Annotated in this window: 18 protein-coding genes and 2 tRNA genes; 15 read left to right on the top strand and 5 right to left on the bottom strand. The window is 41.0% G+C overall.

Annotated elements, in window-relative coordinates; genetic code table 11:
* Positions 1-22: 22 nt before the first annotated feature.
* The 7 genes from ACG59Z_RS15845 to ACG59Z_RS15815 are packed head-to-tail and all read left to right on the top strand — an operon-like array spanning position 23 to position 13,627.
* Complete coding sequence (locus tag ACG59Z_RS15845) at positions 23-1,798, top strand: acyl-CoA dehydrogenase (RefSeq protein ID WP_400200304.1); 1,776 nt, start codon at positions 23-25, stop codon at positions 1,796-1,798.
* Entirely contained in the window at positions 1,795-2,055 is a 261-nt protein-coding gene (locus tag ACG59Z_RS15840) for an acyl carrier protein (protein ID WP_001030690.1), read from the top strand. Before ACG59Z_RS15845 ends, ACG59Z_RS15840 begins: the two co-directional genes overlap by 4 nt.
* Complete coding sequence (locus tag ACG59Z_RS15835; RefSeq protein ID WP_400200232.1) at positions 2,052-6,011, top strand: amino acid adenylation domain-containing protein; 3,960 nt, start codon at positions 2,052-2,054, stop codon at positions 6,009-6,011. The genes ACG59Z_RS15840 and ACG59Z_RS15835 overlap by 4 nt, the downstream gene beginning before the upstream one ends.
* Positions 6,012-6,035: 24 nt before the next feature.
* Positions 6,036-9,686 (top strand): outer membrane lipoprotein-sorting protein, encoded by a 3,651-nt coding sequence (locus ACG59Z_RS15830; RefSeq protein WP_400200230.1) that lies wholly within the window; start codon positions 6,036-6,038, stop codon positions 9,684-9,686.
* Positions 9,683-10,954 (top strand): porin, encoded by a 1,272-nt coding sequence (locus ACG59Z_RS15825; RefSeq protein WP_400200229.1) that lies wholly within the window; start codon positions 9,683-9,685, stop codon positions 10,952-10,954. Before ACG59Z_RS15830 ends, ACG59Z_RS15825 begins: the two co-directional genes overlap by 4 nt.
* Before the next feature lie 53 nt (positions 10,955-11,007).
* Positions 11,008-12,873 carry an alpha/beta fold hydrolase gene (locus ACG59Z_RS15820; protein WP_400200226.1) on the top strand — a complete coding sequence of 622 codons (1,866 nt, stop codon included), beginning with the start codon at positions 11,008-11,010 and terminating at the stop codon, positions 12,871-12,873.
* Positions 12,866-13,627 (top strand): 4'-phosphopantetheinyl transferase family protein, encoded by a 762-nt coding sequence (locus ACG59Z_RS15815; RefSeq protein ID WP_400200225.1) that lies wholly within the window; start codon positions 12,866-12,868, stop codon positions 13,625-13,627. The genes ACG59Z_RS15820 and ACG59Z_RS15815 overlap by 8 nt, the downstream gene beginning before the upstream one ends.
* 176 nt (positions 13,628-13,803) lie before the next feature.
* On the opposite strand, the gene ACG59Z_RS15810 is transcribed toward ACG59Z_RS15815, so the two are convergent.
* Together ACG59Z_RS15810 and ACG59Z_RS15805 are read right to left on the bottom strand one after the other, a co-directional pair.
* Positions 13,804-13,879: transfer RNA gene (locus tag ACG59Z_RS15810), tRNA-Gly, on the bottom strand.
* Positions 13,880-13,924: 45 nt separating this feature from the next.
* Positions 13,925-14,000 (bottom strand) — tRNA-Gly (locus tag ACG59Z_RS15805).
* A gap of 230 nt (positions 14,001-14,230) precedes the next feature.
* Here ACG59Z_RS15805 and ACG59Z_RS15800 point away from each other — a divergent pair.
* The 5 genes from ACG59Z_RS15800 (at position 14,231) to ACG59Z_RS15780 (ending at position 17,063) form a co-directional block, all read left to right on the top strand.
* Positions 14,231-14,539: a BolA family transcriptional regulator gene (locus ACG59Z_RS15800; RefSeq protein WP_000051228.1), complete on the top strand. Its 309-nt coding sequence runs from the start codon at positions 14,231-14,233 to the stop codon at positions 14,537-14,539.
* A gap of 10 nt (positions 14,540-14,549) precedes the next feature.
* On the top strand, positions 14,550-14,942 hold the full coding sequence (locus tag ACG59Z_RS15795) for a SirB2 family protein (RefSeq protein ID WP_400200223.1): 393 nt from the start codon (positions 14,550-14,552) through the stop codon (positions 14,940-14,942).
* A gap of 76 nt (positions 14,943-15,018) precedes the next feature.
* Entirely contained in the window at positions 15,019-15,861 is an 843-nt protein-coding gene (locus tag ACG59Z_RS15790; protein ID WP_308965596.1) for a ParA family protein, read from the top strand.
* Between the two features lie 10 nt (positions 15,862-15,871).
* Positions 15,872-16,258 carry a hypothetical protein gene (locus ACG59Z_RS15785; protein WP_193329928.1) on the top strand — a complete coding sequence of 129 codons (387 nt, stop codon included), beginning with the start codon at positions 15,872-15,874 and terminating at the stop codon, positions 16,256-16,258.
* 214 nt (positions 16,259-16,472) lie between these two features.
* A complete protein-coding gene (locus ACG59Z_RS15780; RefSeq protein WP_004883927.1) occupies positions 16,473-17,063 on the top strand; it encodes a LysE family translocator in 591 nt (196 codons plus the stop codon).
* A gap of 8 nt (positions 17,064-17,071) precedes the next feature.
* Here ACG59Z_RS15780 and ACG59Z_RS15775 read toward each other — a convergent pair whose 3' ends face one another.
* A complete protein-coding gene (locus ACG59Z_RS15775; protein WP_016803506.1) occupies positions 17,072-17,713 on the bottom strand; it encodes a DedA family protein in 642 nt (213 codons plus the stop codon).
* Between the two features lie 194 nt (positions 17,714-17,907).
* On the opposite strand from ACG59Z_RS15775, the gene ACG59Z_RS15770 reads away from it, so the two are divergent.
* Complete coding sequence (locus ACG59Z_RS15770; RefSeq protein WP_263612690.1) at positions 17,908-18,345, top strand: DoxX family protein; 438 nt, start codon at positions 17,908-17,910, stop codon at positions 18,343-18,345.
* A 59-nt stretch (positions 18,346-18,404) separates the two neighbouring features.
* Here the strand turns inward: ACG59Z_RS15770 and ACG59Z_RS15765 are convergent, their stop codons facing one another.
* A complete protein-coding gene (locus tag ACG59Z_RS15765) occupies positions 18,405-19,622 on the bottom strand; it encodes a DUF445 domain-containing protein (protein WP_171057494.1) in 1,218 nt (405 codons plus the stop codon).
* A gap of 385 nt (positions 19,623-20,007) precedes the next feature.
* On the opposite strand from ACG59Z_RS15765, the gene guaA reads away from it, so the two are divergent.
* Positions 20,008-21,576 (top strand): glutamine-hydrolyzing GMP synthase, encoded by a 1,569-nt coding sequence (gene guaA / locus ACG59Z_RS15760; RefSeq protein ID WP_400200218.1) that lies wholly within the window; start codon positions 20,008-20,010, stop codon positions 21,574-21,576.
* A 331-nt stretch (positions 21,577-21,907) separates the two neighbouring features.
* Complete coding sequence (gene hemG / locus ACG59Z_RS15755) at positions 21,908-22,441, top strand: menaquinone-dependent protoporphyrinogen IX dehydrogenase (protein WP_400200217.1); 534 nt, start codon at positions 21,908-21,910, stop codon at positions 22,439-22,441.
* A gap of 159 nt (positions 22,442-22,600) precedes the next feature.
* Here hemG and ACG59Z_RS15750 read toward each other — a convergent pair.
* On the bottom strand, positions 22,601-23,284 hold a 684-nt coding region (locus ACG59Z_RS15750), incomplete at its 5' end, for a DUF4431 domain-containing protein (protein ID WP_400200216.1).

The raw sequence follows: 23,284 nt of genomic DNA, 5'->3' as shown, positions 1-23,284 counted from the left end.
ATCCATGTCACTTACGTCCAATTTGCGGCAGTTTCAATCTGCCGCTCGTCTGGAGCAAATTTTAGGCTCCGTACATGATACTAATAATGATTTTTCTTGGTCCGCAGCTATCGAGCGTGATGAGAAAGAGCAATATCCTCAGCGAGCTGTTGATTTTCTAAATGCGGTGGGTATGAACCGTTTCTATGTGCCTTCAGAGCTTGGAGGTCGCATGGAAATTGGTGAAGAGTTGTTATATCTACATCGTGTGTTGGCACGACGTGATCTAACCATCAATTCGACCTATAGCACGAATGCTTGGTCTGTGATCGTATGGATTGGTGGTAATGCGAACCAATGCCAAAATATTGCTAGTCGAATTTTGAGTGGCGCTGCTCCAGCGTTGGCTTATAGCGAGAAAGCCCATGGTGCCGATCTGCTATCTAGTGAAGTAACTGCACAATCTGCCGAGAGCAAATATGTCTTAAATGGCGAAAAATGGTCGATCAACCGTGCCACTTTAGGTGACTCTTTAAGTCTGATTGCTAAAACATCGAATGATCGTGGACCACGTAGTTTAAGTGCTTTCTGGCTCGATAAGCGTCATATGGCTTCTAAAGGAACGTATAGCCTGAACCGCCTGCCAACAGTGGGTATGCGTGGGCTAGATATCAGTGGTATTGGCTTTAACAATGCTGAAATTCACAAAGATGCTTTGATCGGTGAAGAAGGCCAAGGGTTAGAGCTTGGTCTTAAGACCCTACAGGTAACACGTGCATATTGCAGTAGCTTCTCTCTTGGTGCTGGCGATACCATGCTACGTATCGCGACCGAGTTTGCTATTGAACGCGAGTTATATAATAAAAAAGTAATAAGCATTCCGTTGGTACGTGAGCAACTCGCGACAGCCTATGCCTATCTTTTAGCTGCTGAGGTGTTATCACTCGTTGGTGCGCGTGGGTTACACGTTTGTATCAATCAGTTCAGTACATGGTCACCAATCGTCAAAGTACTCGTACCTGAGTATGTAGAGTCACTCGCCAAGATCACTTCTTCAGTGCTTGGGTCGCGTTTTTTCTTAAGAAATGCATATGCGGATGGTATGTATCAGAAAGCATTCAGAGACCATCTAATTGTTAGTGTGTTTGACGGCAGTAGCACCGTCTGTCTAGACAGCCTGAGTTTCCAGCTCAAATCTGCCAATAAAGGTCGTAGCAAAAAAGCTGACCATCTCAACCAAGCCGAAGCTAAAGCACGCTATCGCCAGTTGTATGACTTGCAGGTAGAGACAGGTGCTATTGATTTCCGCGAGCTTGAAATTTTCAACCGAGATGGTGACTTGGTGATGGAATCACTAGGGACAATCATCGAAATGCTCAACGATGCCGATGTCACAGCAGGATTGTCTGCTGAGACACTCACCACGCTACGTGAACAAGCAAACCAACTTCTGGTTGAACAGCATTCTTTGGATCAAAAAATTCAGGATTACTTCTCAAATTCTGAGCAGAGCAAAGAGTTTGAAACCTTGCGCTTTAGTCTTGCGCGTAGTTATGCAGAGTTATTTGCTCGCATTGCTGTGCTGGGTTTCTGGGTTTTCAACCGTCATGGCTTAAGACCTGCTTTACAGGATGGTGCATGGCTGATCATTTTCTTAAATGCCGTTGAAGGGCAGACCGCTCCTCCAATGACGTCATTACGTGAAAGCACATTGGCAGATTTGCTAGACCGAATTTCAACCAACCATATGTTATCTGTCATCGATTTTGCATTGGCACCACGTGATGCCAAACCGGTTAAAGAGGAAATTACCCCATGAATAAAGATAAAGCTTACTGGAGCGCAATCATTCGTACGCTAGTAGCCAAAGAAATGCGCGTAGAGCCTGAGACGATTGATCCAGACCAAAAATTTACCAGTTACGGTCTTGATTCGATCGTTGCTTTGTCTGTGTCTGGGGACTTAGAAGATCTGACAAAACTGGAGCTTGAGCCGACACTATTATGGGATTACCCAACTATCAATGCGTTGGCTGAATATCTTGTTTCTGAGTTGCAACAGGGAGTTGCTTCATGAACAACCTTGCACGACTAGAACCGGAAGTTCTGTCTCGTCATGCGATTTCTGCGGAACAGCTTGGTATTTGGTACATCCAACGTCTAGAGCCAACTTGCAGTGCCTACAATATGGTGGTGGCCTTTGATGTGAAGGTTAACCAACCATTAGGCAATAAGCCGATGGAGATTCTGGAAGCGGTAATGCATGATTATCCGCTGTTGCGTGTCAGCATGCCTGCCAATGATCAGGGGATTGAACAACTGATCTGGGATCGCGTGTATCCGAATATCATCTTTTCTGATGCTCGTCATATTGAAGCTTCTGATTTGACGCAATTGGTTGAACAGGATACTAAGCAGCCGTTTGACCTGACTCAGCCACCTTTATGGCGTATCCATTGTTATGAACGCGGTCAAAATCACTATGTGATTGCCGTTGTGATTCATCATGCGCTCATGGATTTTTGGTCAATTGGTCTGTTGCTACGAGACGTCAGCAAACGTTTTGGACTCGTTGCAGAGTCGGATACAGTGAACGGAATTGAGTTTGCACAGTATGCCGATAAGCAGCAGAGCAGCGTAATCGATGATGCTGATGAAAGTTTAATTTTCTGGAAAAATGCACTGAAGCATGCACCACATGTGCATAGCATTCCACTTGATTATCCTCGTCCAGCTGTACAGCAGCATAAGGGTAGCTCACTGGCTTTCCGTGTACCTGAATCAGTGTCATCTGGTCTTGTAAATTTGGCGAAAGATTATGAGATCACATTGTTCGGACTTGTGTTATCTGGTTTCTATATCCTGCTGCACAAACTCTCTAATGAAAATAATCTAGTTATTGCCACACCTGTAGCTGGTCGACTTGAACGCTCTTTGCGTAATGCATTGGGGCAGTTCGTCAACACAATAGCTATCCAGATGGACATTGATGCTGATTTGACGTTACGTCAATTTACCCAGCAGGTTCAGGAACAATTAAGACAGAGCCTTAAGCATCAAAAAGTTGCTTTTTCTAGAGTAGTTGAGGCTGTTTCACCAAAGCGTGATGGCAGTATTAACCCATTGGCTCAGGTAGGAATGTTCTGGGAACGTCTAGGGGGGATGGATGAGTTTAAAGAATTACTTCTGCCAATTCAGACTCCAGCCACTTTAGTTGGACAAGATCTGACGTTAGGAAGTTTTCCAGTTCGCCAGCAAGAAGGACAGTTGGATATTACGCTAGAAATGGGCGGTGAATATCAAGGTGAACTTGTTGGTGTATTGAAATATAACACTGAGTTATTTTCTGCGCAGTCTGCCGAAAATATGGTACAGCTGCTGCAAGCTGTACTATCTGAGATGGTGGCTCACCCTGAACGTAAGATCGTTGAGTTAGATATCGCACCTGATTATAAAGATGGTATCCAGTTCGAGGCCCTCCGTGGAAAGGCGACTGATTATGCTCAGCATGATCTATTCGCAATGATTCTCAAGCAGATTGATGAGCGTGGTGACAATCATGCTTTGACCTCAAACGATCATACGGTTAGCTATCGTGAGTTAGGTCAACATATTGCTGGTATTGCTGAATATTTGCGTGCACACGGTATTACTCAGGGCGATCGTGTAGGTCTAATGTTAGACCGCACAGCGTTATTGCCAGCAGCAATCCTTGGAATCTGGGCGGCAGGGGCAGCTTATGTGCCACTGGATCCTAACTTCCCAACTGAACGTCTACAAAACATCATTGAAGATGCCGAACCTAAAGTCATCTTGACTCAAACCGAGTTAATGGATGCTCTTAACAGTTCTGTGCCTCGCTTAGATATCAATCAAGCTGGTGTTGTGGCACTTGAGAAAGTGCGCGAGACGCTTGCCTTTGGTGACATAGCTTATGTGATGTACACATCAGGTTCGACAGGTAAGCCTAAAGGTGTTCGTATTGGGCATCCTTCAATTATCAATTTCTTGCTATCTATGAATGATAGATTGCAAGTAACGACTGAAACTCAGTTGTTAGCAATCACCACGTATGCATTTGATATTTCAATTCTTGAATTACTCATTCCGCTGATGTACGGCGGTGTGGTACATATTTGCCCACGAGAAGTATCACAAGATGGCAATCAATTGGTGGATTATCTAAATGCTAAGTCTATCAATGTCTTGCAGGCTACACCGGCTTCTTGGAAAATGCTCTTAGATAGCGAGTGGAGCGGCAATGGAGGGTTGACTGCACTCTGTGGAGGCGAAGCGCTAGATATTATTCTTGCAGAAAAACTGCTGGATAAAGTCGGCTGTCTCTGGAATGTGTATGGACCGACTGAAACTACAGTGTGGTCTAGTGCAGCTCGTATCACCGATGCAAAGTATATTGATTTAGGTGAACCACTGGCGAATACTCAGCTTTATGTCCTTGATGAGCAGCAGCGTTTAGTTCCGCCAGGCGTTATGGGTGAGCTTTGGATTGGTGGTGATGGTCTGGCAGTTGATTATTGGCATCGACCTGAATTGACAGATGCACAATTTAGAACATTGCCATCTCTACCAAATGCCGGTCGACTCTACCGAACAGGGGATAAAGTCTGTCTGCGTACAGATGGACGCTTGACTCATCATGGACGTCTAGATTTCCAAGTCAAGATTCGTGGATTCCGTATCGAACTAGGTGAAATCGAGAATGTTCTCAAACAGATCGACGGTATCACAGATGCGGTAGTGCTGGTTAAGACCACAGCTGACAGCGACCAGAAACTGGTGGCATATGTAACTGGACAAGAGCTTGATATTGCTGGCTTAAAAAAGACCCTGCAAATCCATCTTCCTGCTTATATGGTGCCAAGTGCGTTTATCCGATTGGATGAATTTCCAATGACGGCCAACAATAAGTTGGATCGTAAGGCATTTCCTGAGCCAGTGTTTGAGCAGAGCAATGATTATGTTGCACCGCGTGATCCGATCGAAATCGAGCTGTGTACTACCTTTGAACAGATCTTGTCGGTCAAGCGAGTTGGTATACATGATGATTTCTTCGAATTAGGTGGGCATTCACTATTAGCTGTGAAGCTTGTCAACCATCTCAAAAAGGCTTTCGGTACCGAACTGTCAGTTGCTTTGTTGGCACAGTACTCCACTGTGGAGCGTCTGGGTGAGATCATTCGCGAAAATAAAGAAATTAAGCCATCCATCGTAATTGAACTACGCCGTGGAACCTATGAACAACCGCTGTGGCTGTTCCATCCAATTGGTGGCAGTACCTTCTGTTATATGGAGCTTTCGCGTCATCTCAATCCGAACCGTACCTTACGTGCTATTCAGTCTCCTGGACTGATTGAAGCCGATGCTGCGGAAGTGGCGATTGAAGAAATGGCGACGCTCTATATTGCTGAAATGCAAAAGATGCAGCCTCAAGGACCTTATTTCCTCGGTGGCTGGTGTTTTGGTGGTGCGATTGCATATGAGATCAGTCATCAGTTGCGTCAAATGGGGCAACAGGTCACAGGTATTGTCATGATCGATACTCGTGCTCCAATTCCAGAAAATGTGCCTGAAGATGCCGACGATGCCATGCTTTTGTCTTGGTTCGCCCGTGATTTGGCTGCACCTTATGGCAAAAAGTTAACGATCCCAGCGCAATATTTGCGTGAATTGAGTCCAGATCAAATGTTTGATCATGTACTTAAAGAAGCTAAAGCCATTAATGTTCTGCCTCTCGATGCTGATCCATCAGATTTCCGACTTTACTTTGATACCTATTTGGCGAATGGCATCGCACTCCAAACCTATTTCCCAGACCCTGAAGATTTTCCAATTCTTTTGGTTAAGGCCAAAGATGAGCAGGAAGACTTTGGAGAAAGTCTAGGTTGGGATCAACTGGTCAAAGAAACGTTTACACAAGTGGATTTGCCTGGTGACCATTCATCAATTATGTACGCTGAGAATGTCGTGGCTGTAGCCCAGACAATTGATCAGATGTACCCAATTCCTGCATAAGAAATACAAGAAGGTAGAACCACTATGGTGACCATAGAACATGCTTTCCTCATACCGGCCGAGATTGACAAGGTTTTCAACTACCTTGCAAACCCGGCCAATGATGCAGGTTGGCAATTGTCGTGTAAGCATTCTGAGCTGCTAGACAGTACTCCGCGTGTGGGTAGTAAGTACGAAATTGGTTTTAGCTTTATTGGGCGTGAAATGTCCTTTAAAGGTGAAATTACACATCTAGTACCGAACGAATTGTATGCGTTTAAAGTAGTGGAAGGACCCTTTCACTACACCGGTACTTACCGTTTCAAGCCACATCCGGAAGGTACGTGGATTGAATGGGTGTTTGAGGCAGAACCAGGTAGCTTTTTTGGTGTATTGCCGCCAGCGCTGCTAAAAAAAATGGTGCTCGCTCAGTTCAAGAAAGATGTTGATAATCTTCAAGCATTGGCTCAGAAGGGTGAAGCCTATGAGTCGGTTGGCAATGAAAATAAACCAACTATCGAGACCAATAAACCACCTCGTAAGACTCAACAAATGATGGAGAAATACGCGCGTTGGATTCTTAGCCATCGTCGTATTGTCTTGACTGTGGTGATGCTCTTAACACTTGCTCTAGCGTATCTGGCATCTGGTGTAAAAATTATTATTGACCCAGATGCACTTGCGCCTAAAGGGCATCCTTATATCACCTCGACCAAGCTGATTGAAAAGAAATTCGGCTCCAAATATATGGTTGTGATCGGTATTACACCGAAGCAGGGTGATATTTATCAGCCGCAGGTGTTGGAGAAAGTCAAACGCATTACCGAAGAAGTTGATAATGCACCGGGCGTAGTCCGTTCCACTATGATGAGTCTGGCTGCACGTCAGGCGAAAGGTATCGAGGCGAATGCAGAAGGGTTCGATGCCAAGAAACTATTGCCGAGTAGTTCAGTCACTCAGGAGGATATTGATCACCTGAAAAAACTACTGGCACTGAATCCAACCTATATGAATTCAGTGGTATCTAAAGATCAACGAACTGCTGCGATTTTGCTTGAGCTTGAGGAAAGTCCAGAGGGCTTCCAGAAAATGATGGGCCCAATCAACAAAATCGTAGAGAGTGAACAATCTAAAGATATGACCGTCAGTGTCGGTGGTAATCCTGTGTATCTGGATAAAGCTGAAGACTACTCTAAGCGTATCAATATCTTGTTCCCGATTGCCGTACTGGTGATTGGTTTATTGCACTTTGAAGCATTCCGCAGCAAGCAAGGTTTGATTCTGCCACTCGTTACAGCTTTGTTGGCTGTGGCATGGGGTATGGGCATGATGGGCTTGTTCAAACAGCCAATGGATATCTTTAACTCGCCTACACCAATTCTGATTCTGGCCATTGCAGCAGGGCACGCTGTGCAGTTGCTCAAGCGCTACTATGAAGATTTTGATCGTCTGATTGCTCAAGGAATGGAGCCTAAAGCTGCAAATAGCGAAGCTGTAGTGCAGTCTTTGGTTCGTGTTGGTCCAGTTATGGTGCTGGCTGGTGGTATTGCAGCAGCTGGATTCTTCTCTCTGTTGACTTTCAACATTCCAACTATTCGTTCATTCGGTATTTTTACAGGGATCGGGATCATCAGTACGCTGGTGATTGAGATGACTTTTATTCCGGCACTCCGCTCAATGTTGCCACCACCTTCGGTTGTGAAGGTTAAACGCAAAGGCTTGCCAATTTGGGATTGGATTCCAAACCGTATTGGTGATGTCATTTTGTCAGTTCGTCCACGAATGATGTTAATGACTGCGATTGCGGCAATGGGCGTCTTACTTGCTATCGGCACGAGCCGTATTGTGGTAGACAACGATAGCCGTAATTTCTTCTCTCGCGACTTACCAATGCAACAAGACGACAGATTCTTAAATCAGTCTCTTGGTGGCACAAACAGCCTTTACATTATGGTTGATACCAAAGTTCGTGATGGTATTGAAAACCCTGAAATCTTAAAAGCGATTGATAATACTGAAAAGTTCGCGAACTCAATTCCAGAGGTCGGTAAAACCATCTCTATCGTGGACTATATCAAACGAATGAATCAGGCAATGAATGCTGATCAACCACAGGCATTTCAGGTTCCTGCAACCAAAGACGTTGTTGCTCAGTATCTGCTGTTGTATTCAATGTCTGGTGAGCCGACTGATTTTGATTCATACATTGATACCACTCAGCGCTATGCCAAGATCACAATTCTTCTGAAAACTGGCAGTAATCATCGCATTAAAGAAATCCTTGAGTCGCTAAAAACGTATATGGCGGGTCAATTGGGCGATAAAGCGGTAGTAAGTTTTGGTGGTGATGTGACGCAAACCATTGCTTTGACTGAAACGATGGTTCACGGCAAGCTTATGAATATTCTACAAATTTCATTTGCCGTATTCTTTATTTCAGCATTGGTTTTCCGCTCGATTTCAGCGGGACTCATTGTCCTGACTCCACTTCTGTTCTCAATTCTTGCCATCTTTGGGGTGATGGGCTGGCTCGACATTCCGCTCAATATTCCGAACTCTCTCATCTCGGCCATGGCTGTAGGTATTGGTGCGGATTATGCCATCTACTTCCTCTACCGCTTGCGTGAAATCTTGCGTGAAGAAGGCGGCGATATCAAAGACGCTATTCGTAAAACTTTAAGTACTGCTGGTAAGGCATCTCTTTTTGTCGCGACTGCAGTTGCCGGTGGGTATGGCGTATTGTCCTTATCACAAGGCTTCCACGTCCATCAATGGCTCGCAATGTTTATTGTGATTGCGATGCTGTTCAGTGTATTTGCAACCTTAATTATGGTACCTACAATGATTCTGATGTTGAAACCTCGTTTTATCTTTTCTTCAAATAAGAAGAGCGTTCCTGTTGCACAAACTGTTGTGACAAGCCTGTTGTTAGGTACGGCGCTTACAATGTCGATGCCTAAAACATCTCATGCAGATGAAGTTCAAGACATTGTTAATCGTAGTGATGATGCCTCTAAGTTCTTGTCTTCAACAGCTAGCGCCAAATTTATTTTGACCTCTAAAAATGGCGAGCAACGTGTACGTTTAACTAAAAACATGACCAAGCTTGCTGGAAATACTCAGAACAACATGCGTTTGACTGAGTTCATCTCGCCAGCAGATGTCCAAGGAACCACGACGCTGTTAATTGAAAATGCAAAAGGCAGCGATAGCATGTTTGTCTATTTGCCTGCATTGAAAAAAGTACGCCGTCTTGCATCAGCGAATAAGGGCGATGCCTTTATTGGTACGGACTTTAGTTATGGTGATGTCCTTGGCTATAAGCTTAGTGACTGGAAGTACACGAAACTTGCAGATGGCAAATTTAATGGCAAAGATTGCTACATGATTGAAGCAACACCAATTAATAATACGGTGAAGAGTGACTTTGGTTATAGCAAACGTCGTATGTGCATCCTCAAAGATAACTTTGTTACGGCAACTATCGACATTTGGGATACAGCAGGTAAGCCATTAAAACACATTGAATTCACCGATATCCGTCCTTACGGCAAAGTCAAACCAAGATGGCAAGCCATGAAATCTATGGCGAAAAATCTGCAAACTCAACATATGACACAAGTGATCGTCAATGATTTTGCGGCAGAAAAAACCTTATCCGATAAGCTTTTCTCACCACAGAGTCTTGAAAAATGACGCAAGGTGCCTATTGGGTATTTGCATGCTGCAGTAGCTTTATGCTACTGCAGCATGCTTATGCAGATGACAGCGAAATTAGTTTTGTGAGCCAGAACTCAGCCAGACTCGACGTGTGGTCCTCAGATCGTGATTTAAGTTCGTTAAAAAACATTGGACAGGCAAGTTTCTGGTCCAATGGTACGCTCAAGTTTAACCCTGCATTTAAGCTGCATTACGACATAGTGGTTGGAGACGAAACCGACCATACTGTGAACCCAGATCAGGTGAGTAAGGTAAATCGCAACTTACGTGAGTTATATGCCTCTTATAACTGGGATCAGACAGTCTATGTCGATGTTGGTCGTCAGATTGTAATCTGGGGAAGGGCTGATGGGATTAACCCAACGGATAATCTATCACCTCGTGACTATACGCGTTTAGTGCCAGATGAGACAGATCAGCGTCTTGGAAATGATGCACTCAAATTGACGTATATCCCTGAATCTGGAACCAATAAGTGGACTGCATTGTGGTATCCGCGTAGTCGTTCAGATGTAATTCCATTGCGTCAAATTGCTGGTGTTCAGTATGACATAGACCGTAAGAGCCGTCCTATGTTTGCAGTACGTTGGGATTATTCTGTAGATGGCCTAGATGTCGGGGCATCATATTTTTCAGGTTTAGATCACATGCCTGATCTATCACTACAGTCGTTATCTCCAACAGGAGCAACATTACAACTGAAAAATAATCCTATGTCTGTCTATGGAGTAGATTTCAGTTATAACCATAACGATATCGTATGGAGAGGTGAAGCTGCCTATACAAAAACTGACTCAGATGGCAGTGAAGATATTACCCATAAGAAAAATAATTTAACTGTGGTCATGGGACCAGAATTGTCATTAAAAAATTCCACGCTGAGTTTAATGGGCGTGTATAAACATACGGAGGATGTAAGGTCTGCCGATAGCTTAACAGATCCATTATTGAGAGAAGTTTATCGTTATCAGCAAACAATCAGTGACCAGTATCAACAGAATCAGTATGGGGCTATGCTGCGTTATGCACTTAACCTAATGAATGACAACCTAAAGCTAGAGTTTACAGGATTCTATTTTGCACCAGAGCCTAATGAATTGTTGAGAGTACGTATTAACTACAACCTCAATGATCACTGGCAGTTGAATGCAGGCGGAGATCGCTTCTGGGGCAGAAATGATACAGTGTTAGGACAATTTAGAGATAACAGTCTGGTATATGCCCAGATTCGATATAACTTTTAAGATAATTCGCTCCAAAACAATGCTGGAGTGCCCAGTCCCTAATAAGGTGATTTATGGATAATTTAAATAACGCAAAAAAAGATAATTTTTCACGGAAGACCATATTAGTAACAGGTGCAGCAGGTTTTATTGGCAGCAGGCTGATTGTTGATCTTCTACGGGAAGGTCATCAGGTAATTGCTGCGCTGCGTAATGCCGCAACCAAGAAAGATAAGCTGTTAGGTTTTATCGCAACAGAAGGACTAGCCGATCCGTCTATTTCGTTTGTTGAATATGATTTAAGCCGTGATTTTAAGCTGGACTCTTTACTAGCAGATGCTCAGACAAAGATCCATGTAATTTATCATCTCGCAGCATCATTTAATTGGGGCATTAGCAAAGCTGAAGCTGAGCGTACGAATATTAAGTCAGGACTTGCCTTAATTGAATGGGCTGCAACATTGAAGCAGCTTGAGCGATTTATCTGGATTGGCGGGTATCGTGTGGCTGCACCGCCGCAAGAATCGGCTGATGAGTTGTATTGCAAACATGGTGGCTATGAAGCTTCAAAAATTTTGGGTTATCAAGCTTTCATTGAGGCCTGTAAGCGTTTAAATGTGCCATGGACTGCAATAAATCCAGCAACAGTCATTGATGGTTTTTATAACTATGGCGATATGCAGTATATCGGTATTGCTGACATGATTGATAAGCTCTATCAGGGACGTCTACTGGCATTGCCAGGTGGCCGTGACACATTCCTGCCACTATGTAATATGCAGTATATCGTGAGCTTTTTGATCCGAACGATGTCTTATCCTGAGACCATTGCTCAGGAGTATATGCTACTTGATCCTGCGACGCCGAAATTTCATCGCTTAGTTCATCTCGCTGCTGAGCACCTAGGAGTGAGCACTCCACATTTACAAGTACCCAAAGGTCTATTAGAGAAATTACCTGAGGTATTACTTGATGGTTCTAAAGAACAACTCTCTTTCATTTCTACCGAGCACTATCATGTTGCTGAGGCAGAGGCGATGGCGGCGAAGATGGGTATTGCGGACCTGATCAATATCATGCCTTATTTTTCTCGCTGGATTGATCGTTTGGTGCTTACACGTTTTGGTCGTATGCAAGTACCAACACCTAATTCTTTTAGCTATCAGAACCGATATTGGACAGAAATCTATACTAAACAGTCAGTTGGTTCAGAAAAATCTTCCGCACTATTTTTACACGGCATTCCATTCGATAGTGCATGTTGGTCTCCAATCATCAATAAAATCACATATGATCAGGTCGCTATGATGGACTTACCCGGACTTGGGCGTTCGGGTAGTTATGAGGTGATGGAGGATAACAATCATCATTTTATTGACACTGCTGCAGAGCTTTTAGCGCCAAATAGTGTTGTGATTGCCCACTCGTTAGGGTGCCTCTTTGCATTAAACCTTGCAAAGAAATATCCAGAAAAAGTTGCACGCCTTATTCTCATATCGCCTTATTTTGTTCAGGCACAGGCTGCTAAAATGTTTCAGATACAAGCCATATCGAAACTCATTTTCCGTTTTGTGCCAAAAGATGTGATTGCTAAAGATCTGCATCCAGATGGACAAAAAAATCTGTCAGTGAGATATGCGATGGATTCACTACATCGTTTGTCAGTGTCTAAGCATATTAGTGAGTACATGCATCGTATTAGTTTACCGCAGCAGCGTGCAGTACAGACAGCTTTACTCACTGAACTTCGCTCTAAAATCGAGATTATTGTTGGGGAAAGTGACCCAATTGTTAGCACAATCAGTCCTGAGATTCCTGTACATATCATCGCTGGTGCAGGTCATAATCCGCACATTACCCATGTAGAAGCGGTTTATGATTACCTTACACCGGTTCTGACAAAGTACATCAGCACTACAGCACAGCTTAGTGATGTCTGATATGGCCCAAGTACAGGTTTTTGTTTGCCCAGTTTCACGGGTACCACAAGATCATGTGATATTGAGTCATTATCTCAGCTTTCTCAACGAGGTTGAAAAGTTGAGATATGATCAATATCTTCCTCATGCTGCACGTCTTTTCTTAATTTCTCGTGTATTAACGAAGTCTGTTTTAGCAGATAAACTGGGTATCTCACCCCTTGAAGTTAATATTCAATTACAACCGAACGGCAAACCTTTTGTACAAGGCAGTAAGGCTATTTATTTTAATCTTAGTCACTCAGCGGACGTTATTGTCCTTGCTGTGACTGAAGAAGGAGAAATAGGCGTCGATGTTGAACGAGTGAATCGAGAGTTCGAATGGAGGCGTGTCGACAGTGTATTAGCACTGAGCGAAATAGAGTGGATTCAGGAAAATGAACTGATTGATCCATTTAGCGTCTATCAACGGTTTTTTCAAATATGGACCTTAAAGGAATCCTATATTAAATGTACTGGGCATGGAATGAGCAGCCATTTAAAGAAGCTTAACTTTCATATCTTGTCTGAACATATACGGTTTCTTGATGCAACTAAAGATGCTCAAAAAACAGAGCAATATCATTTTCAAAGCTATATCTATGATTGTAATTTTATATTTTCCATATGTTTGCAACAGAGCCACAATATAAGATGCTTTAACTTGGAGTGTTTTCAATTATTGCCACGTATATCTATGCACCAAATTACTCCAGTACTTTGCAAATATAACTAGATTAAATCGTTATAACTGACGATTCAAAAATATGAATCTGGTAGAGAGTAGAAAGCCTTTAGTTGGAATTGAACCGAGTTTTTCTCAATAAGTTGCGTGGTAAATCGATAGAGTATAAAAATAAGGATAGATAAAAAGAAAAAAGCCCCAGTCTTTCGACTAGGGCCTTTTAAATTTGGAGCGGGAAACGAGACTCGAACTCGCGACCCCAACCTTGGCAAGGTTATGCTCTACCAACTGAGCTATTCCCGCATATATGAGCAGTTTTTACTAAAACTTTCTCAAAAAAAACCAATTTGGAGCGGGAAACGAGACTCGAACTCGCGACCCCAACCTTGGCAAGGTTATGCTCTACCAACTGAGCTATTCCCGCGTGCCGCTTATAATACATTAAGCAAAACAAGGGTCAACAACTTTATGCAAATAATTATGCTGATTGCATAAAATAAAAACAGAAATGAGCATTTAAAGCTATTTTTATCGATAAGTTGCCGAATAAATAGACATTTTGTTTGAAGTCAAAGCATACAAGAGCAACTTTTGTTTGTGCGTAGACAGGGTATACTAAGTCCAAATATACGAATAATCGTAAAAGGAAAAGCTATGAGCCTTGAACAACAGTTGATTGAACGGTTACAAACCCTTGCACCTAGCCATTTGGAAGTTATTAACGAGTCTGCCGGCCACGGTGGTTATTTCCCAGGTAAAGAATCACATTTTAAAGTGATTGTGGTAAGTGAAGAGTTTAACGGGTTGCGTTTGGTTCAACGTCATCAAAAAGTGTATGCCTTGGCTTCTGATTTAATGAATCCGGGACAAATCCATGCTTTAGCAATCCATGCCTATTTGCCAAGTGAGTGGCAAGGACAAGCGCCAGCGAGCCCAGAATGTGCACATGCACCTAAAAGCTAAGGGCTGATTTATGGACGCACATTTGATCACTAAAATTATTCATATGACTGCGGTGGCTGCCGCACTTATGGTGTTTGTTTTACGCGCTTCTACACTGTTTATTGGTGTGCAAGGTCAACAGCCTAACCCAGCAGGGCGTAAAGTATTAGTTGCTTTGCAGCATTTGTCATTTACTGTGGTTTTTATTACGGGTGCAATTTTACTGGTAATGAAGAACTTTCAGGTACAGCCATGGTTCTACGCTAAAATTATCTTATTTTTAGTGCTCTTATCATCTTTAATGAAAGCCTTTAAAAAGGATGACACTATTTTACTAGCTCAGCGCCGTGCGGGTTTAGTCATTAGTGCAATCGCATTTGTTGCCATTATTATTTTGGTGATCGTGAAACCAGTTTTTGCTTAATTGTTCTACATTCTTTGCCTTTTTGCTTAAGCTCTAGGTTAAACTGCATACAATAAAAAAATATGTAGAGGGAAGCATGCTAACTCGTGTGGTGTTTAACCAAAAAGGCGGTGTAGGGAAATCAAGTATTACTGTAAATTTGGCTGCGATTAGTGCCAAACATGGCTTCAGGACCTTGGTTATCGATCTGGATCCTCAAGCCAACTCTAGCCAATATCTTTTAGGCGAAGAAGCAACATACGCTGCTGATAAAGCCGTTTTAGAACCAAATATTGAAAACTTCTTTGAAGATGTGCTGGGGAATAATCAACAAAAAGGCTTAATTGGTAATGCACTAGGTTCAATTTTAAAAGCTCCTCGTAACAAAGATCTCGACAGTTTTGTGCACTCTACATCTTTTGCAAAATTAGATGTGCTTCCAGCAAGCCCTACGCTTGGCGCACTTGAGCACGCACTTGAAAGCAAGCATAAAATTTATAAGTTGCGTGATTCTATTCAAAGCTTAATTGGGCGCTATGATCGTATTTATATCGATACACCACCAGCCTTTAACTTTTTCACGTTGTCTGCCTTAATTGCAGCAGATAAAGTCCTGATTCCTTTCGACTGTGATGTGTTTTCAAAGCGTGCGTTACAAACATTGATTGAAAATGTTCTCGAAACGCAAGATGATCATAATGATCGCTTGGAAATTGAAGGAATTGTGGTGAATCAGTTCCAATCCCAAGCAAAATTACCGCGGGAAGTGGTTCAACAGTTAAAAGATGAAGGCTTACCTGTGCTTAATAGCATGTTACCGCCTTCGATTTTAATGAAAGAATCACATCAGAAAAATTTACCTTTGGCTCACTTGGCGCCAGAACATAAATTGACTCAGTCTTATGAGGCATTGTTCAGCGAAATTGAACCAAAAAGATAAGAGAAAAATGATGAAAGGCTTATATATTGTGCCTTTGGCAGCAGCCACTTTACTATTGGGCGCTTGTGCCACGACGGTAAAACCGACTTATGTGTCTCCGACACAGTATCAATCTTTGAGTTGTCAACAACTGCAAAGTGAATATAACCGTATTCAACAATATATCGACAATGGTGTACAGACTCCAAAAAGTACAGGTATGGGTGTTGGCGTTGGACTTGGTGGTGGCTGGGGACGCGGCGGTTGGGGTTTTGGTCCATCCATCTCTGTCAACATGGGGCAATCTTCTTCAACCAAGAACACCGAACTTTCACGTGTAATGGGTCAACAAGAAGCCATTGTTCAGGCTGCTCAGTTTAAAAATTGTCCAATTATTGTTCGTAAAAAGGCGAATTAATAATCAATTTTGCATCACAATATGCTAGTCAAAGCATATTGTGATGATTAAAGTTTAGCAAAATGTTTCATAATAAAATAAATATAAATCAATAGCTTGTTGAAAATAAAACTCTAAATTAGCTGTGTTTTTTATAGTCAAAATACTCTCTAAACTTGCTATATTTTGCCTATTTCGTTTAAGGTGGCCGCATCTTTACCAATGTGGAAACTTTATGATTGAAAGCTGGTTTTTTGTATTAGCAATGTTGGCTGTGTTGCTTATCCCGGGTCCGACAAATGCACTACTTGCAACCGCTGCTCACTCACAAGGTTTATCTAAAACATTCTGGCTTATTCCAATGCAATGGTTGGGTTATGCTTATGGGATTAGCTTTTGGGCTGTGTTTATTCATTTAGCGGCCCCAGTTTGGCCTGCGCTACTGCTCATTTTGCATATTACGAGTGTGTTATATGTGTTCTGGATGGCATTTCGTTTATGGAAAACTACGCATTTACAGCAGTTTAGCCAGAACCACCGTAATATTCGCCCACGTCAGCTATTCTTCTCCACTTTAAAAAATCCTAAGTCCTTACTTTTTGCTGCCGGTATTTTTCCAGCCGAAACATGGAATTCACCTGAAAATTTTCTTATGGTTTTTGCCGCTTTTACTTTGACGCTTATTCCTGCGGCGAGCTTTTGGATGATTTTTGGACGTGCTTTATTGACAGGTTCAATGCAAAAAATAAAAGCCGATCATTTATATAAAGGATCGGCCATGTTACTCATTTTATGTATGCTTCCCGTGGTATTTCGTTTCTTCTAAATACAGTCTTAAACGTTAGCCTTACGGTTTTTTAACTTCTCGCGGATAAACCCGATAATACCCGGTAGAACACTAATAATAATGATGCCGAAAATAAGATGGGTAAAGTTGTCTTTTACAACTGGCATATTTCCAAATAAATAGCCTAAAGTTACAAAAGAAGCCACCCAGCAGAATGCTCCAATTAAGTTATATGTCAGGAAAAACTTATAATTCATACTACCAGCGCCAGCAACAAAAGGAGCAAAGGTACGGGCAAATGGAATGAATCGAGCAAAAATAATTGTTTTGCCACCATGGCGGGCAAAGAATTCTTGAGTTTTCGTTAAATGCTGTTTGTTAATGAGGCGGGAATTCATTTCAAACACACGTGGACCGATAAAACGTCCAATATGATAGTTCACTGTGTCGCCTAGAACAGCTGCAAGGAAGAGTAGAGTACCCAACAACCATGGATCCATCTTACCTGTAGACGCGGCTAAAGCACCTGCTGCAAATAATAAACTATCGCCTGGCAAGAACGGCATAACCACTAGACCGGTTTCGACAAAAATAATTAAAAATAAAATGCCATAAATCCAGGTCCCGTAATTTGTAATAAATTCGGCCAGATGCTGGTCAACGTGTAGAATAAAATCAAGCAGTTCCATGAGATAACTAAGTGGTAAACCGTGCTCAAATCCTAGCAGCGAGCCTATAGAAAGTCAGTATAAAACATCAAAAATATACAAATTGATCATTCTATTTGTGCAACGATATATATGGATTTTGTATATTTAATTATCAATGTCCCAAACCTAGAATAAGTTCATCAACAAATAAGCATTTAAATAAAGGTGGCTGTATGTTTAATCCAAATGTGGTGGTCAAAAATATCGTAACGCAACCAGGCGCGGACAGTTTTATTAGCCTTGTTGCTCGTGTACTTATTGCGTATATCTTCCTTGTTGCTGGCTGGGGGAAAATTACTGGTTATGCAGCAACTGTAGGTTATATGGAAGCGATGGGTGTTCCAGGTGGAATTCTACCATTAGTCATTTTGGTTGAGTTCGGTGGTGGTTTAGCATTGTTATTTGGTTTCCAAGCGCGTTTTGCAGCTTTTGGTCTTGGAATCTTTAGTATTTTAACTGCGTTCTTGTTCCACCAAGGTGGGGCTGATGCAGCAGCACAATATAACAATGGCATCCACTTTATGAAAAACTTTGCAATGGCAGGTGGATTATTCTTCTTGATGCTTCACGGTGCTGGACGTATTAGCCTAGACCATGCAATTGAAAAATAATATCTAAAGCAAAATAAAAACCGGATGATCAATTCATCCGGTTTTTTTATATTTAAAAATTAGAGCATAAACTGGATTTGTAATTCCCCAACAACAAAACCAAGTACTGCACCTACTGCAATGAGTGCCCACTCATCTTCTTTGAACGCAGGACGTAACATGCCTTCAAATTCGGATGGTGTTAATTTTTGCATGCGTTCAATTAAAGTACTGCGAATATTCATGGCATCTTCTGCATACGACTCAACATATTTCATGGTCTCTGGCAGCTGTTGCATAATACGTTCAGCAACCTGCGTTTTCATATTCTGGTATTTTTCTCCACCAATTGCATAAACAACAAGTGGGCGAATCACACCTGCTTGCATGTCAATTTCCTGTTTAACATGGCGGTTAACCAACTCAATTACACGTGCAGAGTGAGTACCAGAAAACAACTCTTCCATCATATGACGTGAAGTTAAAAGCTGTTTGGAAATTAAAGCTGCATAGTCAGCTGCTACTTCATTCTGACGTTTAATAAACAGACCTTGCCATGTATAGCCCAATATCTTTTTAGGATAGAGCGGTCTAAACATCATTTGTAGCGCAATCCAGTCACTGAAAAATCCTACAAATCCGCCAAACATCGGCAACATCCAAGGATATTTACCTTGCGTGATAATCCAGCACAACATTTGGATTACACCAATACCAAAACCGAATACAAAGCCAACGTTACTAAAAAATTTAAATTCTTGTTTGCCTACACGTTTAAAAATATTGTTGAGTAAACGCTTATCTTTAAGCAAATTACTAATCACCAAATGCTTAATATCAAAATATCGATTTACGTCACGTTGCACCTCACTCATGATGTGCTCGACTATTTCCGGTGCTTTTGATTGCACTCTACGGATCAGTCTTTGACGGGCAAACTCAGGCATACCTTCCCATAAACCGGGTTGATACTCTTGCGCCACTTCACGCGTAATATCTTCTGCTGCTGCCATTAATGGTTTTTCAATTTCTTTGGCAATACGCTTTGGGTCAAGACGAGCAAAAATTTCTTCGGGCTTAATCAGCTTGGCTGTCATGAGTTCAACAGCAATGGTTGCCATTTTTTCAGCTTTACGAGGTACGATACCTTGCCAGCCAAAAAACGGTTTAATACCTTTAAATTCAAGTGGTGAGAACATCATTTGAATGGCAATCACTTTTGTGACATAGCCAATTAAACCACTCATGAAAGGAATAGAGACATACAACCAAAAATGTTGCTGGAAATCTGCAATCATACTTTGAAGCATTGTTGTTCCTTAGATTTCTATTGATTTTGATATGGGGCAACAAGCCATAAAAACGGATAACTGTTTAAGGACAGACAAATATCGCTAATGGTATTTACCTTTCCATGGTAATGCCTGTTTTATCGGGTCATCTTAACATCAAATTCACAACGATGTTGCATAGAATGTGATGAATTTATCAATGTGTATGAAGTTTTTAAGGGGTATACAGTATATTGATAAATATCAATAAATTTTAATTTATATTGATCAATCCCAATATAGAAATGATTCTGATATGAAAAAAATAAGATATATGATGATTTGCGGTGCGCCGAAGCGTGAAAAATGTTAAAATGGCGCGCTTAATTCTTTTGCCATTTAGTGGTTTGTCATGACTACCAATACTCAAATTACTGAAGATCGTATCCTGATCCTGGATTTCGGCTCTCAATATAGTCAGCTCATTGCACGTCGTGTACGTGAAGCTGGTGTTTACTCTGAAATGTATGCCTTTGATATGTCTGAAGAAGACATTCGTGCTTTTAAGCCAAACGGTATCATTTTATCAGGTGGACCTGAGAGTGTGCATGAAGAGGGCAGCCCACGAGCACCGCAAGTGGTGTTTGAGTTAGGCGTTCCAGTATTGGGTATTTGCTATGGTTTACAAACCATGTCTGAACAGTTAGGCGGTAAAGTTGAGCCGGGTACTGTACATGAGTTTGGTTATGCCGAAGTTGATATCGTTAAACGTGACCAACTGATTGGCAACTTACAAGACCGCGAAAACCAACTCCATGTTTGGATGAGCCACGGCGACAAAGTGAGCAAGATTCCAGAAGGTTTTACGATTACTGCAAGCACACCAAGCTGTCCAGTTGCTGCTGTAAGTGATGAAACGCGTCGTTTCTATGGCGTGCAATTCCACCCAGAAGTAACACACACGGCAAAAGGTGAAGAGTTACTTGCAAACTTCGTTCATAAAATTTGTGGATGTGGTGGTCTTTGGACACCTGAACACATCATCGATTTACGTGTAGAACAATTACGTGAACAAATCGGTAATGAAAAAGTTCTTTTAGGCCTTTCAGGTGGTGTTGATTCATCTGTTGTTGCTGCGCTTTTACACAAAGCAATTGGCGACCAGTTAACATGTGTATTTGTTGATAACGGTTTACTTCGCTTAAACGAAGGTGACCAAGTGATGCAAATGTTTGCTGAAAACATGGGTATCCGTGTTATTCGTGCAGATGCTGAACAACGTTTCTTAACTGCATTGGCTGGTGAAGTTGATCCAGAGAAAAAACGTAAGATTATTGGTCGTGAGTTTATTGAAGTATTTGCTGAAGAAGCACGTAAACTTGATGGCGTGAAATTCTTGGCGCAAGGTACGATTTACCCAGACGTAATTGAATCTGCTGCAAGCAAACAAGGCAAAGCACACGTTATTAAATCTCACCACAACGTGGGTGGTTTACCTGACGATTTAGAGTTTGAATTGGTTGAACCTTTACGTGACTTGTTTAAAGACGAAGTACGTAAATTAGGTACTACACTTGGTTTGCCGCACAGCATGATCTACCGTCATCCATTCCCGGGCCCAGGTTTAGGTGTTCGTATTTTGGGTGAAGTGAAAAAAGAATATGCAGATATTCTTCGTCTTGCTGATGACATCTTCATGCAAGAGCTTCGCGACAGCGGCTGGTATGACAAAACAGCTCAAGCATTTGCCGTATTCCAACCTGTTAAGTCAGTTGGTGTAGTAGGTGATGGCCGTCGTTATGCATGGGTAATCGCACTTCGTGCAGTTGAAACGGTTGACTTTATGACAGCTCGTTTTGCACATTTACCATACGAATTGGTTGATAAAATCTCAACGCGTATTATGAATGAAATTAAAGATGTATCACGTGTTGTATATGACGTGTCATCTAAACCACCAGCAACGATTGAGTGGGAGTAAAATTGGGGTTTCAAAATGCAACGCATTTTGCCAATTTTACGCCAAGGGCTATGCCCGCGGCAGTGACATTTTAGAATAGATTAAGAAAAAGCCGACTTGGAAAAGTCGGCTTTTTCTATCTTGATTAATGAAGTTGAAGCGTTTAATTAATTTCTATTAAAGACTCAAATTTTTTCTTATAAGCGTCACTATATTGTTAATTTAAGAGATAATTAAAAACTAAGGAATAGGGGTACAGACGGGCCTATCAAAATGCTCTTATACATACAATTTTTTAAGTGAAAAATTCATTTATTATTAATAAGTAGCTTTAAGCTGAAGAAATAACTTTATGAAAAGAATATTAATAGCCTTCTCAAGTATAGATGGACAGACATTTAAAATTTGTAATGAAATTAGACATATATTGGTTAATGATGGGCATCAAGTTGATGTTGTCTCTATTAATGAGGGTTCTAAAATTAAAGAAGACTATTCATTTATTCTTATTGCTGCCAGTATTCGATATGGAAATTATCATAAATCTGTTTATAAATTCATCGAAGATAATTTATGTACAATAGAACAAACAGCTAATGGTTTTCTTTCGGTGAGTGCAACTGCTAGAAAAATTGGTCGAGATGATCCCTTAATAGATATATACATTCAAAAAATTAAGAAAAGATCAGGTTGGACTCCTTGTCTTGTTAAAATTATAGCAGGAGCAATTGATTACCCAAAATATAAGCTGTTTGATCGTTTTATGATTCAAATGATTATGCTAATAACTGATGGTCCTGTAGATACTTCTAAGAGATTTGAATTTACTAATTGGCATAAAGTGAGGTTATTTAGCCTTGAAATATCTAATAAATTAAAAATTTAAATATAATTTGGCATTATCTAAATTTAAAATATTCCATAGTTATTGCTAATAAAAAGAGCATTTAGACGCTCTTTTTATTTATATAGATTTGATAATAAAATTATACATTTTTTAGAGTGATTAAGAAGTAGCAACTATATTTAACCTCTATAATTTAAATTATTTTGCTGCTATCCTTTTAACAATAATTAATAAAGATGTATGGTGATGCCCTGAAATTGAGTACATTAATTCCCCATTTATAGTAACATTTTTTCCAACTAAGCTTGCATAATCTCGATATTCATTTCCCATCATTACTAATTGCATTTTTGTATGATTGTCAAAGTTTGGAGCATCTATTGCGCAGTTGATTTTCTTATTAGGTTGTAAAACCCAATAAGTTTCTGGTTTATCACCATCCGCCACACTTTCATAATTAGGTGGCCCTGGATATGTAATTCTTAATAAAGTTCCAGATAAAGTGATTTTCTGACCTTCGCTTACACATGTTTTATATTGATGAATAATTTTATTATAGAGCTCAGTAGAATTAGAATACCAATTAGAAATACACTGTTTTGTTCTGCAATTCTTACGTAGATACCAATTCTGTTTAATAAGACTCCTAAATTCTTGGGAATTTCCTGTAATAGATTTTGCTTGAGTATAGACTTTGGCTAAAGCTTCATCTTTAACAGACAGATCAGCATGTGAACATATCATTTTTTCAGCGTAATCATATGCTTTATTACAATTAAATGATGCTGCATTAACTTTATTGTTGAGAGCACTAATACTAAATAATGAAAAAAACAATAATAATTGGATGGTTCTTAAACTAATTGAGAGATTCTTCATAAT

Source organism: Acinetobacter sp. ABJ_C1_1, from assembly GCF_044684115.1.
Taxonomy (GTDB): domain Bacteria; phylum Pseudomonadota; class Gammaproteobacteria; order Pseudomonadales; family Moraxellaceae; genus Acinetobacter; species Acinetobacter nosocomialis_A.
The sequence above is the reverse complement of the archived record's forward strand: the minus strand, read 5'-3'. Positions and strand labels throughout refer to the sequence as shown.

Excerpts from the sequence above, each read along its gene's own strand:
- ACG59Z_RS15840 (WP_001030690.1), top strand. The coding sequence starts at position 1,795 with ATGAATAAAGATAAAGCTTACTGGAGCGCAATCATTCGTACGCTAGTA.
- ACG59Z_RS15835 (WP_400200232.1), top strand. The coding sequence starts at position 2,052 with ATGAACAACCTTGCACGACTAGAACCGGAAGTTCTGTCTCGTCATGCG.
- ACG59Z_RS15830 (WP_400200230.1), top strand. The coding sequence starts at position 6,036 with ATGGTGACCATAGAACATGCTTTCCTCATACCGGCCGAGATTGACAAG.
- ACG59Z_RS15825 (WP_400200229.1), top strand. The coding sequence starts at position 9,683 with ATGACGCAAGGTGCCTATTGGGTATTTGCATGCTGCAGTAGCTTTATG.
- ACG59Z_RS15820 (WP_400200226.1), top strand. The coding sequence starts at position 11,008 with ATGGATAATTTAAATAACGCAAAAAAAGATAATTTTTCACGGAAGACC.
- ACG59Z_RS15815 (WP_400200225.1), top strand. The coding sequence starts at position 12,866 with ATGTCTGATATGGCCCAAGTACAGGTTTTTGTTTGCCCAGTTTCACGG.
- ACG59Z_RS15800 (WP_000051228.1), top strand. The coding sequence starts at position 14,231 with ATGAGCCTTGAACAACAGTTGATTGAACGGTTACAAACCCTTGCACCT.
- ACG59Z_RS15795 (WP_400200223.1), top strand. The coding sequence starts at position 14,550 with ATGGACGCACATTTGATCACTAAAATTATTCATATGACTGCGGTGGCT.
- ACG59Z_RS15790 (WP_308965596.1), top strand. The coding sequence starts at position 15,019 with ATGCTAACTCGTGTGGTGTTTAACCAAAAAGGCGGTGTAGGGAAATCA.
- ACG59Z_RS15785 (WP_193329928.1), top strand. The coding sequence starts at position 15,872 with ATGAAAGGCTTATATATTGTGCCTTTGGCAGCAGCCACTTTACTATTG.
- ACG59Z_RS15780 (WP_004883927.1), top strand. The coding sequence starts at position 16,473 with ATGATTGAAAGCTGGTTTTTTGTATTAGCAATGTTGGCTGTGTTGCTT.
- ACG59Z_RS15775 (WP_016803506.1), bottom strand. The coding sequence starts at position 17,713 with ATGGAACTGCTTGATTTTATTCTACACGTTGACCAGCATCTGGCCGAA.
- ACG59Z_RS15770 (WP_263612690.1), top strand. The coding sequence starts at position 17,908 with ATGTTTAATCCAAATGTGGTGGTCAAAAATATCGTAACGCAACCAGGC.
- ACG59Z_RS15765 (WP_171057494.1), bottom strand. The coding sequence starts at position 19,622 with ATGATTGCAGATTTCCAGCAACATTTTTGGTTGTATGTCTCTATTCCT.
- guaA (WP_400200218.1), top strand. The coding sequence starts at position 20,008 with ATGACTACCAATACTCAAATTACTGAAGATCGTATCCTGATCCTGGAT.
- hemG (WP_400200217.1), top strand. The coding sequence starts at position 21,908 with ATGAAAAGAATATTAATAGCCTTCTCAAGTATAGATGGACAGACATTT.